Below are 19,756 nucleotides of genomic sequence, written 5' to 3'. Positions count from 1 at the left end.
AATTAACTAAAAACTTCAATTTTTAATTCTACCCTTGATTTTATAATTAGCTTTTGCTACATTTATTGTAAACTATTTAAAATCAAGATTATGGCAGAATACATTGGTTATCTCGCGTCTGTATTTATCGTTGGAGGTTTTTTGCTAAAAAACCTTAGAGCAATCCGATTTATTAATATGTTTGGCTGTATCTGTTTTGTCATTTACGGCATTTTTTTAAATGATTATAGAGATTTCAATCAATGGCTTTGGCCTGTAATTATTCCAAACGCTATTTTAGCTTTTGTACAGATTTATTATTTGACCTCCAAAAACGATAAATCTTAAAATTATGATATATTAAAATAAAATTCTGATACCCTTTTCACGTACTCTAATCGTAACTTTAAGCTGAAATTTGAATTTTATTATGATATTAAAACTATATTCCCGCTTAGCAATTGTACTTTTTTTAGTGACAAGTTGTGCCTCAAAAAAAACAAAATTTGACGATTACGTTTTTAAAACCAAAGCCGAAGAAGCAAAATACCAAACTGCTTACGACAAAGCTTTAAAACTTTGGAACATTCCATACACCGAAGAAGACGTAAAAACAAGTTTTGGAACGGCGCACATTGTAATCGCAGGGCCAAGAAACGGGAAAAGCTTAGTCTTACTTCACGGAATGGACGCCAGTTCTACCATGTGGTATCCAAACATTAAAATTCTAGCCAAAAACCGTCGCATTTACGCCATCGATTTTATCATGGAACCCAACAAATCCCATCTAACCGCAAAACCGCTTTCATCTGATGATATTGTTGTTTTCTATAACGAAATTTTCACTCATTATAAATTAAAGAAATTTGATCTAATCGGGGCTTCACGAGGCGGATGGATTGCTACATTATTAGCTACTCAAAAGCCAAATTCGATCGACAAGATTGTTTTATTAAGTCCTGCGCAGACTTTTAAATTTCTTGATAAACCTAGAAAAACGACTTCTGCATTGATGCTAAAACTTTTTCCGAGCGAAAAGAAATTCAGTAAAACATTAAACACCTTTTCAACTCATCCAGAAAACATAAGCCGTATTTACAAAAGACAGTTTTATTTAGCCAATAAATATGCAAAATCCAATTCTAGCATGCTTAAAATGATGCCTTTTTCAGATAAAGAATTAGAATCGATTCAAAATCCTGTTTTGGTTTTAATTGGAGATAAAGACGTTATTAATTCAGAAGAAAGTCTAGAAAGGGCGAAGAAACATTTGTCAAAAAGCGAAACTAGAATCATCAAAGACGCAGGGCATTTTCTAACTATTGATCAGCCTAAGATTGTAAATGACGCTGTTATTAGTTTTTTAGATTAAGCTTTGCATTTACATTGGTTTCATAAACAAAATTAGTGCAAATTAGTACAATTCGGGACAGACATTAAACTGCTTACTTACACAAACTTCGTATCTTTACAAAACCAAATTTTCAGTATACGCAAATGAAATTTCAAGTTTCTTCAGAATATAGTCCAAAAGGAGATCAGCCACAAGCCATACAAAAATTGGCGCAAGGCGTGGTTGACGGAGATAAATACCAAACATTATTAGGAGTTACCGGTTCCGGAAAAACGTTTACTGTTGCCAATGTTATTCAGGAAGTGCAAAGACCCACTTTGGTTTTGGCGCACAACAAAACTTTAGCAGCGCAATTGTATTCGGAGTTCAAACAGTTTTTTCCAAACAATGCGGTCGAGTACTTCGTTTCTTATTACGACTATTATCAGCCAGAAGCTTTTATGCCCGTAACGGGAGTTTTCATTGAAAAAGATTTATCTATCAATGAAGAATTGGAGAAAATGCGTTTAAGCACCACTTCTTCCCTACTTTCAGGAAGACGTGACGTTTTGGTTGTAGCTTCTGTTTCTTGTCTATATGGTATCGGAAACCCTGTTGAATTTCAGAAAAACGTAATTGAAATTAAACGTGATCAGGTTATTTCGAGAACTAAATTATTGCATAGTTTAGTTCAGAGTTTATATGCCAGAACTGAAGCCGATTTTAATCCTGGAACTTTTAGAATTAAAGGAGATACAGTAGAAGTTTATCCAAGTTATGCAGATGATGCGTATCGAATTCATTTCTTTGGAGATGAAATTGAAGAAATCGAGGCATTTGATGCGAAAACTTCTCAAGTTATAGAAAAATTCCAAAGATTAACGATTTATCCTGCCAATATGTTTGTGACTTCTCCAGAAGTTTTACAAGGCGCAATTTGGCAGATTCAGCAGGATTTGGTCAAACAAGTAGATTATTTTAAAGAAATTGGAAAACATCTTGAAGCGAAACGTTTGGAAGAAAGAACCAATTTCGATTTAGAAATGATTCGCGAATTAGGATATTGTTCTGGAATTGAAAATTACTCAAGATATCTTGACGGACGTGAAGCGGGAACGAGACCTTTCTGCTTGTTAGATTATTTTCCAAGTGATTATTTAATGGTTGTTGATGAGAGTCACGTAACCGTTTCGCAAGTTCACGCCATGTATGGAGGTGATCGAAGCCGAAAAGAAAACTTGGTAGAATATGGTTTCCGTCTGCCTGCAGCAATGGACAACCGACCTTTGAAATTTGAAGAATTTGAAGCCTTGCAAAATCAGGTGATTTATGTTTCTGCAACTCCTGCAGATTACGAATTGCAAAAATCGGATGGTATTTATGTTGAGCAAATTATTCGCCCGACCGGATTATTAGACCCCGAAATTGAAGTTCGCCCAAGCTTAAATCAGATTGATGACTTAATTGAAGAAATTCAGGTTCGTTGTGAATTAGACGAAAGAGTTCTCGTTACGACTTTAACCAAAAGAATGGCCGAAGAATTGGCCAAATACTTAACAAAAGTAAGCATTCGATGCCGTTACATACATTCTGAAGTTGATACTTTAGAACGTATCGAAATCATGCAAGACTTGCGAAAAGGTATTTTTGATGTTCTTATTGGAGTAAACTTACTTCGTGAAGGTTTAGATTTACCAGAGGTTTCTCTTGTTGCCATTTTAGATGCCGATAAAGAAGGTTTCTTGCGTAATCATAGATCTTTGACACAAACTATCGGTCGTGCAGCGAGAAACTTAAATGGTAAGGCCATTATGTATGCTGATAAAATTACAGCCAGTATGCAGCGAACAATTGACGAAACCAATTACAGAAGAACCAAACAGATCAATTACAACGTAGAAAATAATATAACTCCTCAAGCTCTTAATAAGAAAATCGAAAGCGCTTTCACCAAAAACCCATTGGTTGAATATGAATTAGGTCATCCAATTCCTGTTGCAGCTGAACCAGAAACTGCCTATTTATCTAAAGCTGAATTGGAAAAAATGATTCGTGAAAAGCGTAAAACAATGGAAAAAGCAGCAAAAGAACTAGACTTTTTGCAAGCTGCTAAGCTACGTGACGAAATTAAAAAATTACAGGAACAGCTGCCTTAAAAAACTTTATTTCAAAACAATTAAAACCATAATAAAGAAATTCATTTTTTAAAAATTAACCAATCTAATCTTTTTAAAATTCATTAGATTTATCAAAATTTTTTAAATTCTAGAATGAAATATTATATACTCTTTTTTGTTTTTTTAATTTTTAGCCGCGTATCAACAGCCCAATCAAATAAAAGTGATTTTTGGAATGAAGAATTAGAAAATTCATCCGACATCATAAAACCTAATACTCTTTCGACTCATCCATTTGGTATCTATATATCAAGACTAAACCATAATTTCAACGTTCGCTCGACCGACAAATATTCATTCGCATTTGAAGTTTCAAGTGGAAACGTGGTGCTTCCTTATGTAAAATCATACGAACTAACTGATCCGAATGACCGCGAAATTTCTAAAAACCAACCTTGGCATACGCGCGAATTTGGATTTGATTTAGACAAAGTACCATCCAAAATTAAGGAATTTGAGGCCGATGGCGTTATTCGATCATATCGCTTTAATTTTACCTTACCGCTTACTGTTAATCACGAACTAAATTTCAGCCTTCGAGCTAACTCGCTCGATCGGGGTAAATATCCGTATTCTATTTTTACTTCAGATGAATCAATCGAATGGTTTCATCGCAATATTGCTGGCGGAAAAGATCCGTTTTCAAGATATCATTACGGAATAAACAAAGCCGGAATCGCTTATAAAGATGAGAATAATAAGGTCTTAACAATGGACAATAACGACTTTCTAATTTCTGGGCTTGATATAAATTATACGTATTACCCTAAACTAGAAATGAATGAAAAACATCATATTTACTTAAATTTTGGCGCTCAGCTGGGTATCAATACTTCAAAATATAATCCTGCTTCAGATTTCGGAATTTCTTCTTCCATCTTAAAAAAAATGATCATTAAGGATAAAAACATTTTAAGTTTTGGATTAAGTTTAGGTGTTTTACGTCAGCACATTTTTGAATATGGATATGGCGTAAATCTTAGCAATCAAGATTTTTTATGCAGTTTTGAAGGTCTTATTAATTACAAAGTAAAACTTAAAAATAACAATCGCATTTCATACGGCATCAATTATAATTTCCAGAATTCTTACAACAAGAAAAAAGATATGGATTATATTGTTCTAACGGGCCAAAGAATAAATACGCACTGGCAAAAGACCATATCTCATTTGTATGAAGATTTAGAAGAATGGAGTGCAATTTGTACTTATTCTATGAAGCGATTTTCTTATTTTGTGTATCTTCGGGAAGATTTAAATCTAGATAATGCACCAGATTTACAAACAGGCATTGGCATAAAAATGTCAATCAAAAAGAGTTAGAATTCTATTTTTTAAACAGAAACACAAAACAAGGATTAGCCATGAAACTAATTTTAAGAGAATACAATCTAAAACTAAAACACACTTTTACGATTTCTAGAGAATCTATAGATTTTCAGCCTTCCTTAATTGTAGAATTACAAAGTGATGGTTTTTCTGGTTTTGGAGAAGCTACTTCAAATCCATATTATCATATTACGGTTCCAATGATGATCACTGATTTGGAGAAAATTAGATCGATAATTGAAAACACAGAAAATGAAACTCCAGAAGCGTTTTGGTCAAAAATTCATCCGTATTTAAAAGAGGATATGTTTGCTTTATGCGCTTTAGATTTAGCTTATAATGATCTATATGCTCGTAAAAAAGGAAAGAAATTATACGAATTATGGAATTACAAAACCGATCATAATCCGTTGACTGATTATACGATTGGAATTGATACGATTGAAAAAATGGTTTTTAAAATGCAAGAACTGCCGTGGCCCATTTATAAAATTAAATTAGGAACAAAGGAAGATATTGCTATTGTAAAAGAACTTAGAAAACATACCAATGCCATTTTTAGAATTGATGCCAATTGTGGATGGACGGTTGACGAAACCATCAATAATGCGGCCGAATTAAAAAAATTGGGTGTTGAATTTCTAGAACAGCCTATGAAAGCAGATAATTGGGAAGGCCACAAAGAAGTTTTCAAACATTCTGTCCTTCCTGTAATTGCTGACGAAAGCTGTATTATTGAAGAAGATGTGGCGAAATGTTTTAACCATTTTCATGGCGTAAATGTAAAACTCGTAAAATGTGGAGGCTTAACTCCAGGAAAACGCATGATCGAAGAAGCCAAAAAACTAGGTTTAAAAACAATGGTGGGCTGTATGACCGAATCTACTGTCGGAATTTCTGCTATTGCACATTTGCTTCCTCAATTGGATTATGTTGATATGGACGGCGCCTTGCTTTTGTCTGAAGACATTGCGACTGGTGTAACAATTGAAGACGGTGTGGTCAATTATTCAAATCTTAACGGAACAGGAGTTACATTACTGTAAAATGATAGTCGAAAAATTTCCAGATCGAATCATTGAAATTGACCAAAAACAATATCTGTATTTTGGGGGAACTGCCTATTTGGGACTTCCAACAAACAAGAAATTTCAAGATTTAGTAGTTCAGAACATTTTAAAATGGGGAACTACTTACGGAAGCTCGAGAACTGCAAACATTCAATTGAGCGCTTATACTGCGGGCGAAAATTTTTTAATTCAACATATTGGTTCTGAAGATGCTGTAACCGTTTCTTCTGGAATGTTGGCTGGAAAATTGGTTCTAGAAAAATTAAAAAAGCAAACCGATTGTTTTTATCATTTGAACGAAATTCATTCGGCTATTCAAATTGAGAATAGTTTTCCTGTTTTTATAAATGAAAAATTGAATGAACGTTTATTAGATCCTAAATCAGAAAAAATAACCATTTTGACCGATGGCGTTCCTTCCTTCCAAACCAAGCCTGTTGATTTATCTTTTTTAAAAGAAATTTCAAATCAAAAAGAAATTACCTTGGTTGTTGATGAATCGCATTCGTTGGGAATTATGGGCAAAAATGGTTCTGGAATCTATTCCTCAATTGATTTTCCAATTAAAAGAAAAATCCTAGTTTCGTCACTAGGAAAAGCTTTCGGATTAACTGGCGGAGTGATTGCTTCAGATTCTGAATTCATCAAAGAAATAAAAGAAATTGAAACTTTTACAAGCGCCGCAGGAATGAATCCCGCTTTTGTACAAACGCTTTCTGATGCTTCTGAAATTTATAAAATACAGCATCAAAAACTGAAAGATAATTTGAGTTATATCGATTCTATTTTAATAAGAAACAGCAATATACTATTTGATAAAAATTATCCTTTAATTTATCTTTTATCGAATGAATTAGTTGAAAAACTAAAACAAGAAAAGATCATTATTGCGAGTTTTAGATATACAAAAGAATCCGAGCCATTAAATCGAATTGTAGTTACAGCAAATCATTTAAAAGAAGATTTAGACAAACTTGTAAACGTTTTAAATGATTATAATTCTCGTTTTTAATCATTTTAAAAAACTACCTTTGCAAAAAAGCAATAAGTTCTTAACTTCAAGTAAAGATTAGAAAAACTTGAAACCTGAAACAAAAAAAACTTTAAACAAAAATCATGACAAATAACGATATACTTAAAAAACTTCGCGTGGCTTTGATGCTCCGTGATGACCAAATAATTGAAATTTTAGAATTAGTAGATTTTAGAATTTCAAAATCAGAATTGGGCGCTTTTTTTAGAGCAGAAGATCATCCAAATTACATGGAATGTGGCGATCAGGTTTTAAGAAACTTCCTAAACGGATTGGTTATTCATTTAAGAGGAACTAAAGAAAATCCTAAAAATCCTAATGATGTTTTAGCAAAACATAAATCTGAAATTCCGAAGAAGGAAACTTCTAAAGAAAGACCAGAATTTAAAGCAGCTCCAAAAGATTCAGAAAAATATAGAGGAGATCAAAGTTCTGCAAAGTCAGGTTCATCAGCTGGAAAACCTAAAAAGAAAGCATTCCCAAAAGGAAATGGAAAACCAGTTGTGGTAGAAAAAGTAGTTTTCAAAAACGGCAATAAGAAAAAATCGTAATTGAGGATTTAACCGCAAAGAACGCTAAGATTTACGCAAAGTTCGCAAAGTTTTATTCACAAAGCTTTGCGAACTTTGCGTTTGAAAAAAAATCTAATTACGGTCTGACTCTCAAATATACCCAGCGGTTTCAACCGCTGAAACGCCCAGAAATACATTTTGTGATATACGTTGCGTCCCCGTGGTTGAAACCACAGGCTATGCTGAAATAAAACTCGTAAAATTTTATTCACAAAGCTTTGCGAACTTTGCGTTTGTATTCTCAATCCTAAGTAAAAATCTTTGCGTGCTTTGCGGTTAAAAATCTATATCTTATTCTCTTCTATTTTATCAAAAAAAGCATCTTTAAAAGTAGCTCCAATTGGCAATTCTTTTCCATTTATAAAAACCGAAAAATTATCTGTCGATTCTATATGCTGCAATGAAACCACATACGATTTGTGTATTTGAATAAAATCTTTTTCTGGAAGAGATTCAATTACATTTTTCAAAGATGAATGTGTAATAATCTGCTGCTTTACAGTATGAATGCAAACATAATTCTGTAAACTTTCTACGTACAAAACTTCGTTCAAAAATACTTTCTGAAATTTATTTTTCCCATCTGTTTTTATAAATAAAAAATCTGGCGCATTATTATTATTGACACTCGAAACTTCTATTTTTGGTTCAGAATTGAGTTTAGAAACGGCCTGATAAAAACGTTCAAACGCAATTGGTTTTAATAAATAATCGACTGCATTTAATTCAAATCCTTCTAAAGCAAAATCTGGATAAGCTGTTGTAAAAATGACTTTTATATCTTTAGAAATAATTTTAGAAATCTGTAAACCTGTTAATTGAGGCATTTGAATATCTAGAAAAATAACATCTACAGATTGTGAGTTTAGAAATTCTAATGCTTTTAACGAATCATTAAAAACGCCAACCTTCTCCAAAAAATTTACTTTTCCGATGTAATTTTCCAATATTCGCGTTGCAGGCGGTTCGTCGTCGACAATTATGCATTTAAAAGTCATAAATTATTTCTTTAGCGGTATTTTTAAGTAAGTTTTAAAGGTATTATTTTCTTCTGTTTTTTCCAGAATAAATTGGCCTTTATAGGTGTATTCCAGCCTTTTTGTCAAATTATCAAAACCAATTCCCGTTGAAGAATAATTTTCTCCTTCAATGAAATAATTGAAAGTTGAAATTTCTAGAAAATCGTCCTTTATTCGAATTGAAATAATGGCTTTTTCGTCTTCATTATTAAATTTTCCATGCTTGAAAACATTCTCAACAAAGTGAACCAAAGCCGACGAAATGATTTTTTCGTTTGAATAATTTCCCTCAACCGAAAAATCTAAAAACAACTGATCTTCAAATCTTTTCTTTTGCAAATGAATATAGTTTTGAATGAATTGAATTTCTTTTGAAAGGATCGCTTCATCTTTGTCTGTTTCTGTAATAACATACCGAAGTAAATCAGAAAGAACCAAAATATCATCAGCCATTTCATCTTCTTTTAAAACCAACTGGCTATAAAAAGAATTCAGCGTATTAAACAAAAAATGCGGACTAACCTGTGCTTTCAGCATTTGAAACTCTGCTTTTTTATTCTCCAGAAGCAATTCCTGATTTTGATGTTGCGTAGTATGAAACTGCCAAAATAAAAAAGTCAGTGCACTTAAAAGTACAGCTGGCAATCCGAAGAAAAAATTGTCTTTTATGTAATAACCTATTTCTCTGGCTTCTTCATAGTAGTTGTGCATTCCGGTAATATTAAACATAACCACTTCTTGCAAAAAATATCGAACAGCTGCAAAAAGCAATAGCGAAACTGGAATTGTCAGAATATAAAAAACTAATTTCTTCCTGTTTAAAAACCATTCACAGAAGTAATAAAAATTGAGAATGTAAATACAAAATATTGCTAACAAATGTGTTGGTGTAATTCCATAAGATATTGCTTTGATTACAATTTCTATTTTTTGATCATTAAGTCCAATATCCCAAAAAATGTACGTTAGAAATAATAATAAGAAAAAAACAATGTGATAGTAAAAAGGGATTCTTGATTTCATAGTTTTATGATAATTAGCTCAAAAATACAATTAAGCCTTTAATCGAAAATGACATTTATTTAAAACATGCTTTTTTAGGGATGAACTGTCAAAAACTTTACATGAAATTATTACACTGCAAATTTCATGTGTTTATTAAATGAAATCCTATGTTCATCAAAAACAAAAAATAGAGCTCAAAAGACGAAATACATTTGTCATGAATTTAAAAACAAAACCTCATGCACAAAATCATTTTATTACTCGCAATTATTACATTAAACTTAACTTCTGCTCAAACTAAGAAAAAACAAATTTTATTAATTGGAACTTTTCATTACGCCAATCCCGGCCTTGATGTTGCTAAAGTAAAAACCTTTAATGTAATGTCTGAGAAAAGCCAAAAAGAGCTCGAAATTATGAGTGACAAAATCAAGAAATTTGGTCCAGATAAAATATTTGTAGAATGGAAATTTAGCAAACAAGCTGAGTTAGACAAGTATTACAATAAAAACACTGACAGTTTACTTAAAAAAGATCTAAATGAAATTACTCAATTAGCATTACGTACTGCTAAAAAACTGAATCATAAAAAGATGTATGGAATTGATTATCGTACCCGTTTTCCTTATGATAGCTTGATGATGTCAATGGAAAAAGCAAATCAGAAGGATTTAATGAAAAAAAATACGGAGTCAACAGAAAGGTTTGTAAAAGATAATAACGAAAGAATGGCTAAAAGTTCTTTAACAGATCTTATGCTTTACTACAATGAAAAAGCGTCTAATGAAGATAACATCCAATGGTATTTGGAAGTAGCAAATAGAACTGGAAATCCAGATGACTTTACTGGTGCTTCTTTAGTTTCAAATTGGTACAAAAGAAACTTATACATGTATTCTTTAGTTCAGAAATTAACCGAAAGCACAGATAATAAAATCATGGTTTTACTTGGAGCCGGGCACGCTGCAATGCTAAGAGAATTTCTAGCACATGACCCAGAATTTGAAATCGTAGAATTATCGACTGTTTTGAAATAATTCTTTTTAACCATATCATTAAACTTTGCGTAGACTGCAGTGTGCCTCTACAATATACATTATCCATAAAAACAAAAAATCATGCAAAAAATTATTCTATTACTAGCTCTTATAACATTTAACATGGCATCTGCTCAAACTAAGAAAAAGCAGATTTTATTGGTTGGAACATTTCATTACGCCAACCCTGGTCTTGACGTTGCTCAATTAAACAGTTTTGATATCTTGTCTGAAAAAAGCCAAAAAGAACTCGAAATAATGAGTGACAAAATCAAAAAATTTGGTCCAGATAAAATATTTGTAGAATGGGAATTTAACGAGCAAGCCGATTTAGATAAGTTTTACAATAAAAATACCGACAGTCTTTTTAAAACTAACAAAAACGAAATAACACAACTGGCACTCCGCACGGCTAAAAAACTGAATCATAAAAAATTATACGGAATGAATCTCTATACTTCTTTTCCATATGACAGTTTACTGATGTCAATGGAAAAAGCAAACCAACAGGATTTATTGAAAAGAAATAATGAGTGGAAAAAAAGGAATGAAAAAGATCATAATGAAAGAATAACAAAAAGCTCATTACAAGAACTCATGCTGCATTACAATAAAAAAGAAACCGAAAATAAAAACATCCAATGGTATTTGGAAGTAGCCAATAGAGCTGGAAATCCAGATGATTTTACAGGAGCGTCTTTAGTTTCAAATTGGTACAAAAGAAATTTATATATGTATTCTTTAATTCAGAAATTGACTGAAAGTACAGATAACAAAATAATGGTTTTAGTTGGCGCTGGTCATGCTGCATTGATAAGAGAATTTATAACCCATGATCCGGAATTTGAAATTGTAGAACTATCTACAGTTTTGAAATAAACTTGATGATTTAACCGCAAAGAGCGCAAAGAATTACGCAAAGTTCGCAAAGTTTTTTTTTAGCCACGAATTCACGAATTTTATTTTTTTACAATCTTTGAAAATAATTCGTGAATTCGTGGCTATTTTCAACATATAGCTTTGCGAACTTTGCGTTTGTATTCATAATCCTTGACAAAAAACCTTGCGAACTTTGCGGTTAAATAGGCTCCAAAAAAAATCCCTCCGAAGCACGGAGGGATTTTCTATATAAATTGATTTCTTATTTAATTAAGAAAGAGCAGCTTTAACTTGGTCAGCAGCTTCTTGGAATTGAACTGCAGATAAGATTGGCATACCAGAGTTGTCAATTAATTCTTTTGCAATTTCAGCATTTGTTCCTTGCAAACGAACGATAATTGGCACTTTAATTGCGTCTCCCATGTTTTTGTAAGCATCAACAACACCTTGAGCAACACGGTCACAACGAACGATACCTCCGAAGATGTTAATTAAAATAGCTTTTACGTTTGGATCTTTCAAGATAATTCTGAAAGCTGTTTCAACACGTTTAGCATCAGCAGTTCCTCCAACGTCAAGGAAGTTAGCAGGCTCAAAACCAGCGTATTTAATTAAGTCCATAGTTGCCATTGCAAGACCAGCTCCGTTTACCATACATCCTACAGTACCGTCAAGGTCAACATAGTTAAGACCAACTTCTTTAGCTTCAACTTCGATTGGATTCTCCTCACGGATATCTCTCATTTCAGCATATTTAGGTTGTCTGTATAAAGCGTTATCGTCGATGTTAACTTTAGCGTCAACAGCTAAAATTTTGTTATCAGAAGTTTTTAAAACTGGGTTGATTTCAAACATAGAAGCATCAGAACCAATGTAAGCATTGTAAAGTGCATCGATGAATTTAACCATTTCTTTGAAAGCATTTCCAGAAAGACCTAAGTTGAAGGCAACTCTTCTAGCTTGGAAACCTTGTAATCCAACAGATGGATCGATTTCTTCAGTAAAGATTAAGTGTGGAGTATGCTCAGCAACTTCTTCGATATCCATTCCACCTTCAGTAGAATACATAATCATGTTGCGTCCTGTACCTCTATTCAATAAAACAGAAACATAGAATTCAGAAGTTTCGCTTTCACCTGGATAGTAAACATCTTCTGCAACTAATATTTTGTTTACTTTTTTACCTTCAGGCGGAGTCTGAGGTGTAATCAACTGCATTCCGATGATTTGTTCTGCTAACTCTTCAACTTGTTGTAAGTTTTTTGCCAGCTTAACTCCACCACCTTTTCCACGACCACCTGCGTGAATTTGTGCTTTTATTACATGCCATCCTGTACCAGTTTCGGCAGTTAATTGTTTTGCAGCAGCTACAGCTTCAACCGCATTGTTAGCCACAATTCCGCGTTGTACGCGTACTCCGTAACTCGCTAAAATTTCTTTTCCTTGATATTCGTGTATGTTCATAATATAGAATTTGTCTGGTTCTGAATTTATTTCAGAATAAAAGTGCGACAAAAGTAACAAAATACAACTTAATAGTAAAATCTTTTTCAATTAAATAAATGTTATATATAGGTATTAGGCGTTGATAATTTTTCAAAGCAAACAAATCGTTAACGGAACAATTTGTTAATGTTAACACAATTCGCATAAAACGTTTGATATTTAACAAAAAATTCATTGGTTTTATTGGCCTACCGACGATTTTTCCTAATATATTTTAAGAGTAATTATATTTTTAGCAATTCGGGATGCTTTATATCATAATATTAATAATTAAGAATGCTTTTTCTAATATTACAGCAAAAATGAAAGCAAAAGCACTAATTCACTACATTATGTTTAACGAAATCTTTATTTTTGTAAAAAAAATATCAAGAATGAGAGTTAAAGAACAAGGGCTTTATCTGCCTGAATTTGAACACGACAATTGTGGTGCAGGATTTATTTGTAATTTGAATGGTATTAAGTCAAATGATATTATTCACAAAGCATTAGACATCTTAATTAAATTAGAACATCGTGGTGCCGTTAGTTCTGATGGAAGAACTGGTGACGGAGCCGGAATTTTATTCGACATTCCTCATGATTTTTTTAAGAAAGTTTGTGACTTTGAAATCCCAGAAGCGCGTGAGTATGCAGTAGGAATGGTTTTTTTACCAAAAAGCAAAAACCAGGTTTCTTTTTGTATTAATGCATTTGAAGCTACAATCAAAGACCAAAACTTAAAAGTTTTAGGCTGGAGAGATGTACCCGTTGACGTTGAAAATCTAGGTGAAATTGCCGCAGAAAAAGAACCAACAATTAAACAAGTTTTCGTTTCTAAAAACGGACAGGATTTAACTGAACAAGAATTTAATGCAAAACTTTTTGCAGCTAGAAAAATTGCTGAACATGCCGTAAGAGGATCAAAAACTTCTGAAAGCCACATGTTTTATTTTACTAGTTTATCGACAACTACTATAATATATAAAGGTCTATTGATGCCAGAAGACATCAGCCGTTATTATATAGATTTGAAAGATCCAGACTTGGTGACTCGTTTAGCACTTGTACACCAGCGTTTCTCTACCAATACATTCCCATCTTGGGACTTAGCTCAACCGTTTAGATACATGTGTCATAATGGTGAGATCAACACGCTTCGTGGAAACGTAAGCCGTATGCGTGCTCGTGAAGAGCTTATGCAAAGCAAGGTTTTTGGCGAAGACATTAAAAAATTATTTCCAATTATCTTAGAAGGAAAATCAGATTCTGCTTCTATGGATATGGTAATTGAACTTTTATTAATGACAGGTCGTTCATTGCCAGAAGCAATGATGATGGTTGTTCCTGAAGCTTGGGAAAAACACCAGACAATGTCCGCTGAAAAAAGAGCATTCTACGAGTTCAACGCTTGTATCATGGAGCCTTGGGATGGTCCTGCTTCTATTCCGTTTACAGATGGTAACGTAATTGGTGCTTTACTAGACAGAAATGGATTGCGTCCTTCTCGTTATACATTAACGAAAAGCGGATTCGTAATTATGTCATCTGAAATTGGTGTATTAGATATTGATCCAGAAGATGTAATTCAGCACGGACGTTTGGAGCCAGGAAAAATGTTCTTAGTTGATATGAATGAAGGACGTATCATCGAAGACGAAGAAGTTAAAAAAGCGATCGTTACAAAACGTCCATACAAACAATGGGTTGATGAAAACTTATTGCCATTGGCTAGCGTTCCTTATACCAACAACCCTACTCCTGTTGAAAAATTAGATTTCTTAACAAGACAGCGTTTGTTTGGTTATACAATTGAAGATTTAAAAACCATCATCAACCCAATGGGTAGCGACGGAGCTGAAGCAATTAGTTCTATGGGTAACGATACACCTTTGGCAGTTCTTTCAGATCAGCCTCAGTTGTTGTACAATTATTTCAAACAATTATTTGCTCAAGTTACAAACCCGCCGTTGGATGGTATTCGTGAAGAAATCATTACTGATATCAGTTTAGCGATTGGTGGAGATTTCAATATTTTCGAAATTGAATCTAAACAATGTAAAAAATTAAAAATCCAAAATCCAGTTGTTTCTAACGAGGATTTGGATAAAATTAGAAATATCGATCACCCAGATTTCAAATCGGCTACTATTTCTACTTTATACAAAATAGAAAAAGGAGTTAACGGTTTAGAGCGTGCGCTTGAAAAATGTGTTCAGGCAACCTTTAAAGCGGTTGAAGAAGGATGCAACATCATTATCTTATCGGATAGAGGTGTAAGCGAAGAATTGGCTCCAATTCCAATGTTATTGGCTTGTTCTTACATTCACCATTCATTAAACATTTTACAGGTTCGTTCTAAATTCGGAATCATCATCGAATCTGCTGAACCTAGAGAACCTCATCACTTTGCTTTATTGTTCGGATATGGTGCAAGCGCCATCAACCCTTACATGGTAAACGAAATCATTCACGATCAAGTTGAAAAAGGTTTCATCACAAAAGTAAAAGCTGATTATGCTGTTGTAAATTACAACAAAGCGATTGCAAAAGGAATCGTGAAAATCATGAACAAAATTGGTATCTCTACTTTACATTCATACAGAGCTGCTCAGATTTTCGAGATTTTAGGATTAAACAAAACATTTACTTCGAAATACTTCCCTTACACACCATCAAGAATTGAAGGAATTGGTTTAATGGAAGTTGAAAAAGAGGTTAAAAAACGTTTCCAAAAAGCTTTCCCAAATTCAAAAGTTGCAAGTTTGCTTTCTCTTGAAATTGGAGGTATTTACAGATGGAGACGTGGTGGAGAAAAACACATGTTTAACCCAACCACTATTTCTAAATTACAACAAGCGGTTCGTTTAAACAGCCCAGAAAGTTATAAAGAATACTCAAATGCCGTTAACGAGCAAAGCTCAAACTTAATGACCATAAGAGGTTTATTTGAATTCAACAACTTAGATCCAATTTCTATTGATGAAGTAGAGCCTTGGACAGAAATTGTAAAGAAATTCAAAACGGGTGCCATGTCTTACGGATCTATCTCTAGAGAAGCACACGAGAATTTAGCGATTGCTATGAACAGAATCGGTGGAAAAAGTAACTCTGGAGAGGGTGGAGAAGATCCAAAACGTTTCCAGAAAGAAATTAACGGAGATTCTAGAAACTCTGCAATTAAGCAAGTTGCATCAGGACGTTTTGGTGTTTCGATCAACTATTTGACAAACGCTAAAGAAATCCAGATTAAAATGGCTCAAGGTGCTAAACCTGGTGAAGGTGGACAGTTACCTGGAGAAAAAGTTGTGCCTTGGATTGCTGAAACTAGAAACTCTACACCTTATGTAGGTTTGATTTCACCTCCTCCTCACCACGATATTTACTCAATTGAGGATTTATCTCAGTTGATTTACGATTTGAAAAATGCAAACCGTGAAGCTCGTATTAACGTAAAATTAGTTTCTGAAGTTGGAGTTGGAACCATCGCTGCCGGTGTTGCCAAAGCAAAAGCTGACGTAATCTTGATTTCTGGTTATGACGGAGGAACGGGAGCTGCACCATTAACATCTTTACAACACACAGGTATTCCGTGGGAACTTGGTTTGGCTGAAGCCCAGCAAACCTTGATCTTAAACGACTTAAGAAGCCGTGTAGTTTTAGAGTGTGACGGACAGTTGAAAACAGGTCGTGACGTTGCCATCGCAGCTTTATTAGGAGCTGAAGAATTCGGTTTTGCAACGGCTCCGCTTGTAGCTTCTGGATGTATCATGATGAGAGCTTGTCACTTAAATACTTGCCCAGTTGGTATTGCCACTCAGGATCCTGAATTGAGAAAAAATTTCAAAGGAACTCCAGAGCACGTAATCAACTTCATGTATTTCATCGCTGAAGAGTTAAGAGAAATAATGGCACAGTTAGGTTTCAGAACCTTAAAAGAAATGGTTGGTCAGTCACAAAAATTAAATGTGAACAAAGCCATCAAACATTATAAAGCAAATGGTTTAGACTTGTCATCAATTCTATACAAACCGGAAAAAGCGAAAACAGAGCCAAATCATAATACAACGACTCAAGATCACCAACTTGAAAATGTATTGGATTTTGATATTATCAAAGAAGCTATTCCGTCTATCTATAGAAAAGAAAAAACAAGAGTAACCTTTAAAATTAAAAATACAGACCGTTCTGTAGGTGCTATTTTGAGTAACGAAATCTCAAAAATCTACGGCGCACAAGGATTACCTGATGACACTATTTTAGTTGATTTTGAAGGTTCTGCTGGACAAAGTTTTGGTGCATTCGCAACAAACGGATTGTCATTTAAAATTCACGGAAACTGTAATGATTATTTAGGAAAAGGTCTTTCTGGAGGAAAATTAATTGTAAAAGTACCTCCTACTGCGACTTTCAACCCTGAAGACAATATCATTATCGGAAACGTTGCCCTTTACGGAGCTATTACCGGAGAGGCTTATATTAATGGAATGGCCGGAGAGCGTTTCTGTGTTAGAAATTCTGGAGCAACAGCAGTTGTTGAAGGAATTGGAGATCACGGATGCGAGTACATGACCGGTGGTACAGTAGTAGTTTTAGGAAAAACAGGAAGAAACTTCGCAGCTGGTATGAGTGGTGGTGTGGCTTATGTTTACGATCCAAATAAGAAATTCGATTCTACAGTTTGTAACATGGAAATGGTTGCATTCGACCCAATGGAAGAAGAAGATCTTACGAAACTAAGAAAACTGATCAAAAATCATTCATTGTACACAAGCAGTCCATTAGCAAAAAGAATTTTAGCAGACTGGGAAAATCAACAACAGCACTTCGTAAAAGTAATGCCAACTGATTACAAAAAAGCATTACAAAGAATTGCAGAAGAGAAAAAAATAGAAGAATTAATAGCGGGATAAAAATCAATTTCAAAAAATAAAATTCCAAATTCCAATGTCAATATCAATGACAATGTCGTCCTGAGCGAAGTCGAAGGATTGGAATTTGGAATTTAAAGAAATTGGAATTTAATTTAAAAAGTCATGGGTAAAATAGGCGGATTTAAAGAATATAACAGAGCCGATGAAAGTAATTTAGCAGTAGCAGAACGTGTTTCTAACTACAACGAATTCACTATTCCGGTACCAAAAGATAAATTAAAAGAACAAGGATCAAGATGTATGGACTGTGGAATTCCATTTTGCCACAGTGGTTGTCCGTTAGGAAATTTAATTCCTGACTTCAACGACATGGTGCATCAGGAAGAATGGCAGAGTGCATTAGAAATTTTACAATCTACTAATAACTTTCCTGAATTTACAGGACGCTTATGCCCTGCTCCATGTGAGAAATCATGTGTATTAGGAATCATCAAAGATCCGGTTTCTATCGAAAACATCGAAAAAAGCATTGTCGAAAGAGGTTTTGCTGAAGGATGGATTAAACCACAAGCACCAAAAACAAGAACTGGAAAAACAGTTGCTGTTATCGGTTCTGGACCTGCAGGTCTTGCAGCGGCTCAGCAATTAAACAGAGCGGGTCATACCGTTACTGTTTTTGAAAGAGACAACGCAATTGGAGGTTTATTACGTTACGGAATTCCAAATTTCAAATTAGAAAAAGGAATTATCGATCGTCGTGTAGCTATTCTGGAAGCAGAAGGAATCACTTTCAAAACTAATGTAAACGTTGGTGTTAACTTCAGTGTTGAAGAATTAAACCAATTCGATTCTATCGTTTTATGCGGAGGAGCAACTGAAAGAAGAAGCTTGCCAACTAAAGGAATCGAAAGCAAAGGTGTTGTTCAGGCAATGGATTTCTTAACGCAGCAAACAAAAGTTTTATACGGAGAATCAATTCCTGATCAGGTTAAAGCAACTGGTAAAGATGTAATCGTTATTGGTGGTGGAGATACGGGTTCTGACTGTATTGGAACTTCAAACAGACACGGAGCAAAATCGGTAACTAACTTTGAGATTTTACCAAAACCTCCAGTTGGAAGAAGCGAGTCAACTCCTTGGCCTTTCTGGCCATTGCAGCTTAAAACATCTTCTTCTCACGAAGAAGGTTGCGACAGAAACTGGTTGATTAATACTAAAGAATTCATTTCTAACGATAAAGGCGAATTAACTGGATTAAAAACGGTTGAAGTGCAATGGAAAATGACTCCTGGTCAACGTCCTGAATTAATCGAAAAAGAAGGTTCTGAGAAAATCTGGCCTTGCGATTTAGCTTTATTGGCTCTTGGATTTACAGGTCCAGAGAAAACATTAAGCGAGCAATTGGGAATCGAAACTGATATGAGAAGCAACTACAAAGCGCATAACTATCAGACAAACGTACCTCACATTTTCACTGCTGGTGATATGAGAAGAGGACAATCATTAATCGTGTGGGCTATTTCAGAAGGTCGCGAAGCTGCAAGAGAAGTAGATTTATTCCTTATGGGATCTACAAACTTGCCTACTAAAGGAAAAGGAGATTTACCGAGTCTATAATTTTTTTTAAAGATGCTAAGATGCTAAGGCTCTAAGATACTAAGTTTTTTTCCTTGCATTTTATTAATCTTTTCCGATAAACAACATAACTACAAACAAACCCTTGAATTTATATTCAGGGGTTTTGTTTTTTTTACCCACAGACTATATAGATTAAATGGATTTTTTTTAGCCACTACCCGAGCGATAGCGAACCGCCGAAGCAATTACACAAATTTTTCTCTTCTCTTTGGCTTCTATATTCAAACATAGCCCGTGGTTTCAACCACGGGAACACAATATATGATTACGCTCAATTCTTTACGTTTCCCGTGGTTGAAACCACGGGCTATATTTTGAGCATTTTG

The 19,756-nt window shown here is 34.0% G+C and carries 14 protein-coding genes; 11 read left to right on the top strand and 3 right to left on the bottom strand.

All coding sequences use genetic code 11. From position 1 onward, the window contains the following. Positions 1 to 90 precede the first annotated feature (90 nt). The 7 genes from ACFO3N_RS10365 to ACFO3N_RS10335 all read left to right on the top strand — a co-directional run bounded on the left by ACFO3N_RS10365 (position 91) and on the right by ACFO3N_RS10335 (position 7,472). Complete coding sequence (locus ACFO3N_RS10365; protein WP_111365373.1) at positions 91 to 327, top strand: uroporphyrinogen decarboxylase; 237 nt, start codon at positions 91 to 93, stop codon at positions 325 to 327. Positions 328 to 409: 82 nt separating this feature from the next. Continuing rightward, entirely contained in the window at positions 410 to 1,351 is a 942-nt protein-coding gene (locus tag ACFO3N_RS10360) for an alpha/beta fold hydrolase (protein WP_379797488.1), read from the top strand. 125 nt (positions 1,352 to 1,476) lie between these two features. Continuing rightward, entirely contained in the window at positions 1,477 to 3,468 is a 1,992-nt protein-coding gene (uvrB, locus tag ACFO3N_RS10355; RefSeq protein WP_250835195.1) for an excinuclease ABC subunit UvrB, read from the top strand. Positions 3,469 to 3,582: 114 nt separating this feature from the next. After that, on the top strand, positions 3,583 to 4,812 hold the full coding sequence (locus ACFO3N_RS10350; RefSeq protein WP_379797486.1) for a hypothetical protein: 1,230 nt from the start codon (positions 3,583 to 3,585) through the stop codon (positions 4,810 to 4,812). 41 nt (positions 4,813 to 4,853) lie between these two features. Then, positions 4,854 to 5,864, top strand: a complete 1,011-nt coding sequence (locus ACFO3N_RS10345; RefSeq protein WP_379797484.1) for a dipeptide epimerase — start codon at positions 4,854 to 4,856, stop codon at positions 5,862 to 5,864. Position 5,865: 1 nt separating this feature from the next. Then, positions 5,866 to 6,900 carry an aminotransferase class I/II-fold pyridoxal phosphate-dependent enzyme gene (locus tag ACFO3N_RS10340; protein ID WP_379797482.1) on the top strand — a complete coding sequence of 345 codons (1,035 nt, stop codon included), beginning with the start codon at positions 5,866 to 5,868 and terminating at the stop codon, positions 6,898 to 6,900. A gap of 104 nt (positions 6,901 to 7,004) precedes the next feature. Continuing rightward, positions 7,005 to 7,472, top strand: coding sequence for a DUF1456 family protein (locus ACFO3N_RS10335; RefSeq protein WP_379797479.1), 468 nt, complete (start codon positions 7,005 to 7,007; stop codon positions 7,470 to 7,472). A 305-nt stretch (positions 7,473 to 7,777) separates the two neighbouring features. Here ACFO3N_RS10335 and ACFO3N_RS10330 read toward each other — a convergent pair whose 3' ends face one another. Both ACFO3N_RS10330 and ACFO3N_RS10325 read right to left on the bottom strand, forming a co-directional pair. Continuing rightward, positions 7,778 to 8,491, bottom strand: coding sequence for a LytR/AlgR family response regulator transcription factor (locus tag ACFO3N_RS10330; RefSeq protein ID WP_379797477.1), 714 nt, complete (start codon positions 8,489 to 8,491; stop codon positions 7,778 to 7,780). 3 nt (positions 8,492 to 8,494) lie between these two features. Further along, a complete protein-coding gene (locus ACFO3N_RS10325; protein ID WP_379797475.1) occupies positions 8,495 to 9,535 on the bottom strand; it encodes a sensor histidine kinase in 1,041 nt (346 codons plus the stop codon). Positions 9,536 to 9,756: 221 nt separating this feature from the next. Between ACFO3N_RS10325 and ACFO3N_RS10320 the strand changes: the two genes are divergently transcribed. Both ACFO3N_RS10320 and ACFO3N_RS10315 read left to right on the top strand, forming a co-directional pair. Then, on the top strand, positions 9,757 to 10,554 hold the full coding sequence (locus ACFO3N_RS10320) for a DUF5694 domain-containing protein (protein ID WP_379797473.1): 798 nt from the start codon (positions 9,757 to 9,759) through the stop codon (positions 10,552 to 10,554). Positions 10,555 to 10,635: 81 nt separating this feature from the next. Further along, positions 10,636 to 11,433 carry a DUF5694 domain-containing protein gene (locus ACFO3N_RS10315; RefSeq protein WP_379797471.1) on the top strand — a complete coding sequence of 266 codons (798 nt, stop codon included), beginning with the start codon at positions 10,636 to 10,638 and terminating at the stop codon, positions 11,431 to 11,433. A gap of 270 nt (positions 11,434 to 11,703) precedes the next feature. Here the strand turns inward: ACFO3N_RS10315 and sucC are convergent, their stop codons facing one another. After that, a complete protein-coding gene (gene sucC / locus ACFO3N_RS10310) occupies positions 11,704 to 12,897 on the bottom strand; it encodes an ADP-forming succinate--CoA ligase subunit beta (protein WP_379797469.1) in 1,194 nt (397 codons plus the stop codon). A gap of 416 nt (positions 12,898 to 13,313) precedes the next feature. Between sucC and gltB the strand changes: the two genes are divergently transcribed. Together gltB and ACFO3N_RS10300 are read left to right on the top strand one after the other, a co-directional pair. Then, entirely contained in the window at positions 13,314 to 17,831 is a 4,518-nt protein-coding gene (gene gltB / locus ACFO3N_RS10305; protein WP_379797467.1) for a glutamate synthase large subunit, read from the top strand. Positions 17,832 to 17,954: 123 nt separating this feature from the next. Further along, positions 17,955 to 19,409 carry a glutamate synthase subunit beta gene (locus tag ACFO3N_RS10300; protein ID WP_012024227.1) on the top strand — a complete coding sequence of 485 codons (1,455 nt, stop codon included), beginning with the start codon at positions 17,955 to 17,957 and terminating at the stop codon, positions 19,407 to 19,409. The last annotated feature ends 347 nt before the right edge of the window (positions 19,410 to 19,756 follow it).

The sequence above is a fragment of the Flavobacterium chungangensis genome, assembly GCF_042654045.1.
Classification (GTDB): Bacteria; Bacteroidota; Bacteroidia; order Flavobacteriales; family Flavobacteriaceae; genus Flavobacterium; species Flavobacterium chungangensis.
This window is presented reverse-complemented; position numbering and strand designations above follow the sequence as displayed.

Bases quoted from the DNA above. Each gene is read 5' to 3' on its own strand.
- uvrB (WP_250835195.1), top strand. From the start codon at position 1,477: ATGAAATTTCAAGTTTCTTCAGAATATAGTCCAAAAGGAGATCAGCCA.
- ACFO3N_RS10335 (WP_379797479.1), top strand. From the start codon at position 7,005: ATGACAAATAACGATATACTTAAAAAACTTCGCGTGGCTTTGATGCTC.
- ACFO3N_RS10340 (WP_379797482.1), top strand. From the start codon at position 5,866: ATGATAGTCGAAAAATTTCCAGATCGAATCATTGAAATTGACCAAAAA.
- sucC (WP_379797469.1), bottom strand. From the start codon at position 12,897: ATGAACATACACGAATATCAAGGAAAAGAAATTTTAGCGAGTTACGGA.
- ACFO3N_RS10325 (WP_379797475.1), bottom strand. From the start codon at position 9,535: ATGAAATCAAGAATCCCTTTTTACTATCACATTGTTTTTTTCTTATTA.
- ACFO3N_RS10300 (WP_012024227.1), top strand. From the start codon at position 17,955: ATGGGTAAAATAGGCGGATTTAAAGAATATAACAGAGCCGATGAAAGT.
- ACFO3N_RS10365 (WP_111365373.1), top strand. From the start codon at position 91: ATGGCAGAATACATTGGTTATCTCGCGTCTGTATTTATCGTTGGAGGT.
- ACFO3N_RS10345 (WP_379797484.1), top strand. From the start codon at position 4,854: ATGAAACTAATTTTAAGAGAATACAATCTAAAACTAAAACACACTTTT.
- ACFO3N_RS10330 (WP_379797477.1), bottom strand. From the start codon at position 8,491: ATGACTTTTAAATGCATAATTGTCGACGACGAACCGCCTGCAACGCGA.
- ACFO3N_RS10320 (WP_379797473.1), top strand. From the start codon at position 9,757: ATGCACAAAATCATTTTATTACTCGCAATTATTACATTAAACTTAACT.
- ACFO3N_RS10360 (WP_379797488.1), top strand. From the start codon at position 410: ATGATATTAAAACTATATTCCCGCTTAGCAATTGTACTTTTTTTAGTG.
- gltB (WP_379797467.1), top strand. From the start codon at position 13,314: ATGAGAGTTAAAGAACAAGGGCTTTATCTGCCTGAATTTGAACACGAC.
- ACFO3N_RS10350 (WP_379797486.1), top strand. From the start codon at position 3,583: ATGAAATATTATATACTCTTTTTTGTTTTTTTAATTTTTAGCCGCGTA.
- ACFO3N_RS10315 (WP_379797471.1), top strand. From the start codon at position 10,636: ATGCAAAAAATTATTCTATTACTAGCTCTTATAACATTTAACATGGCA.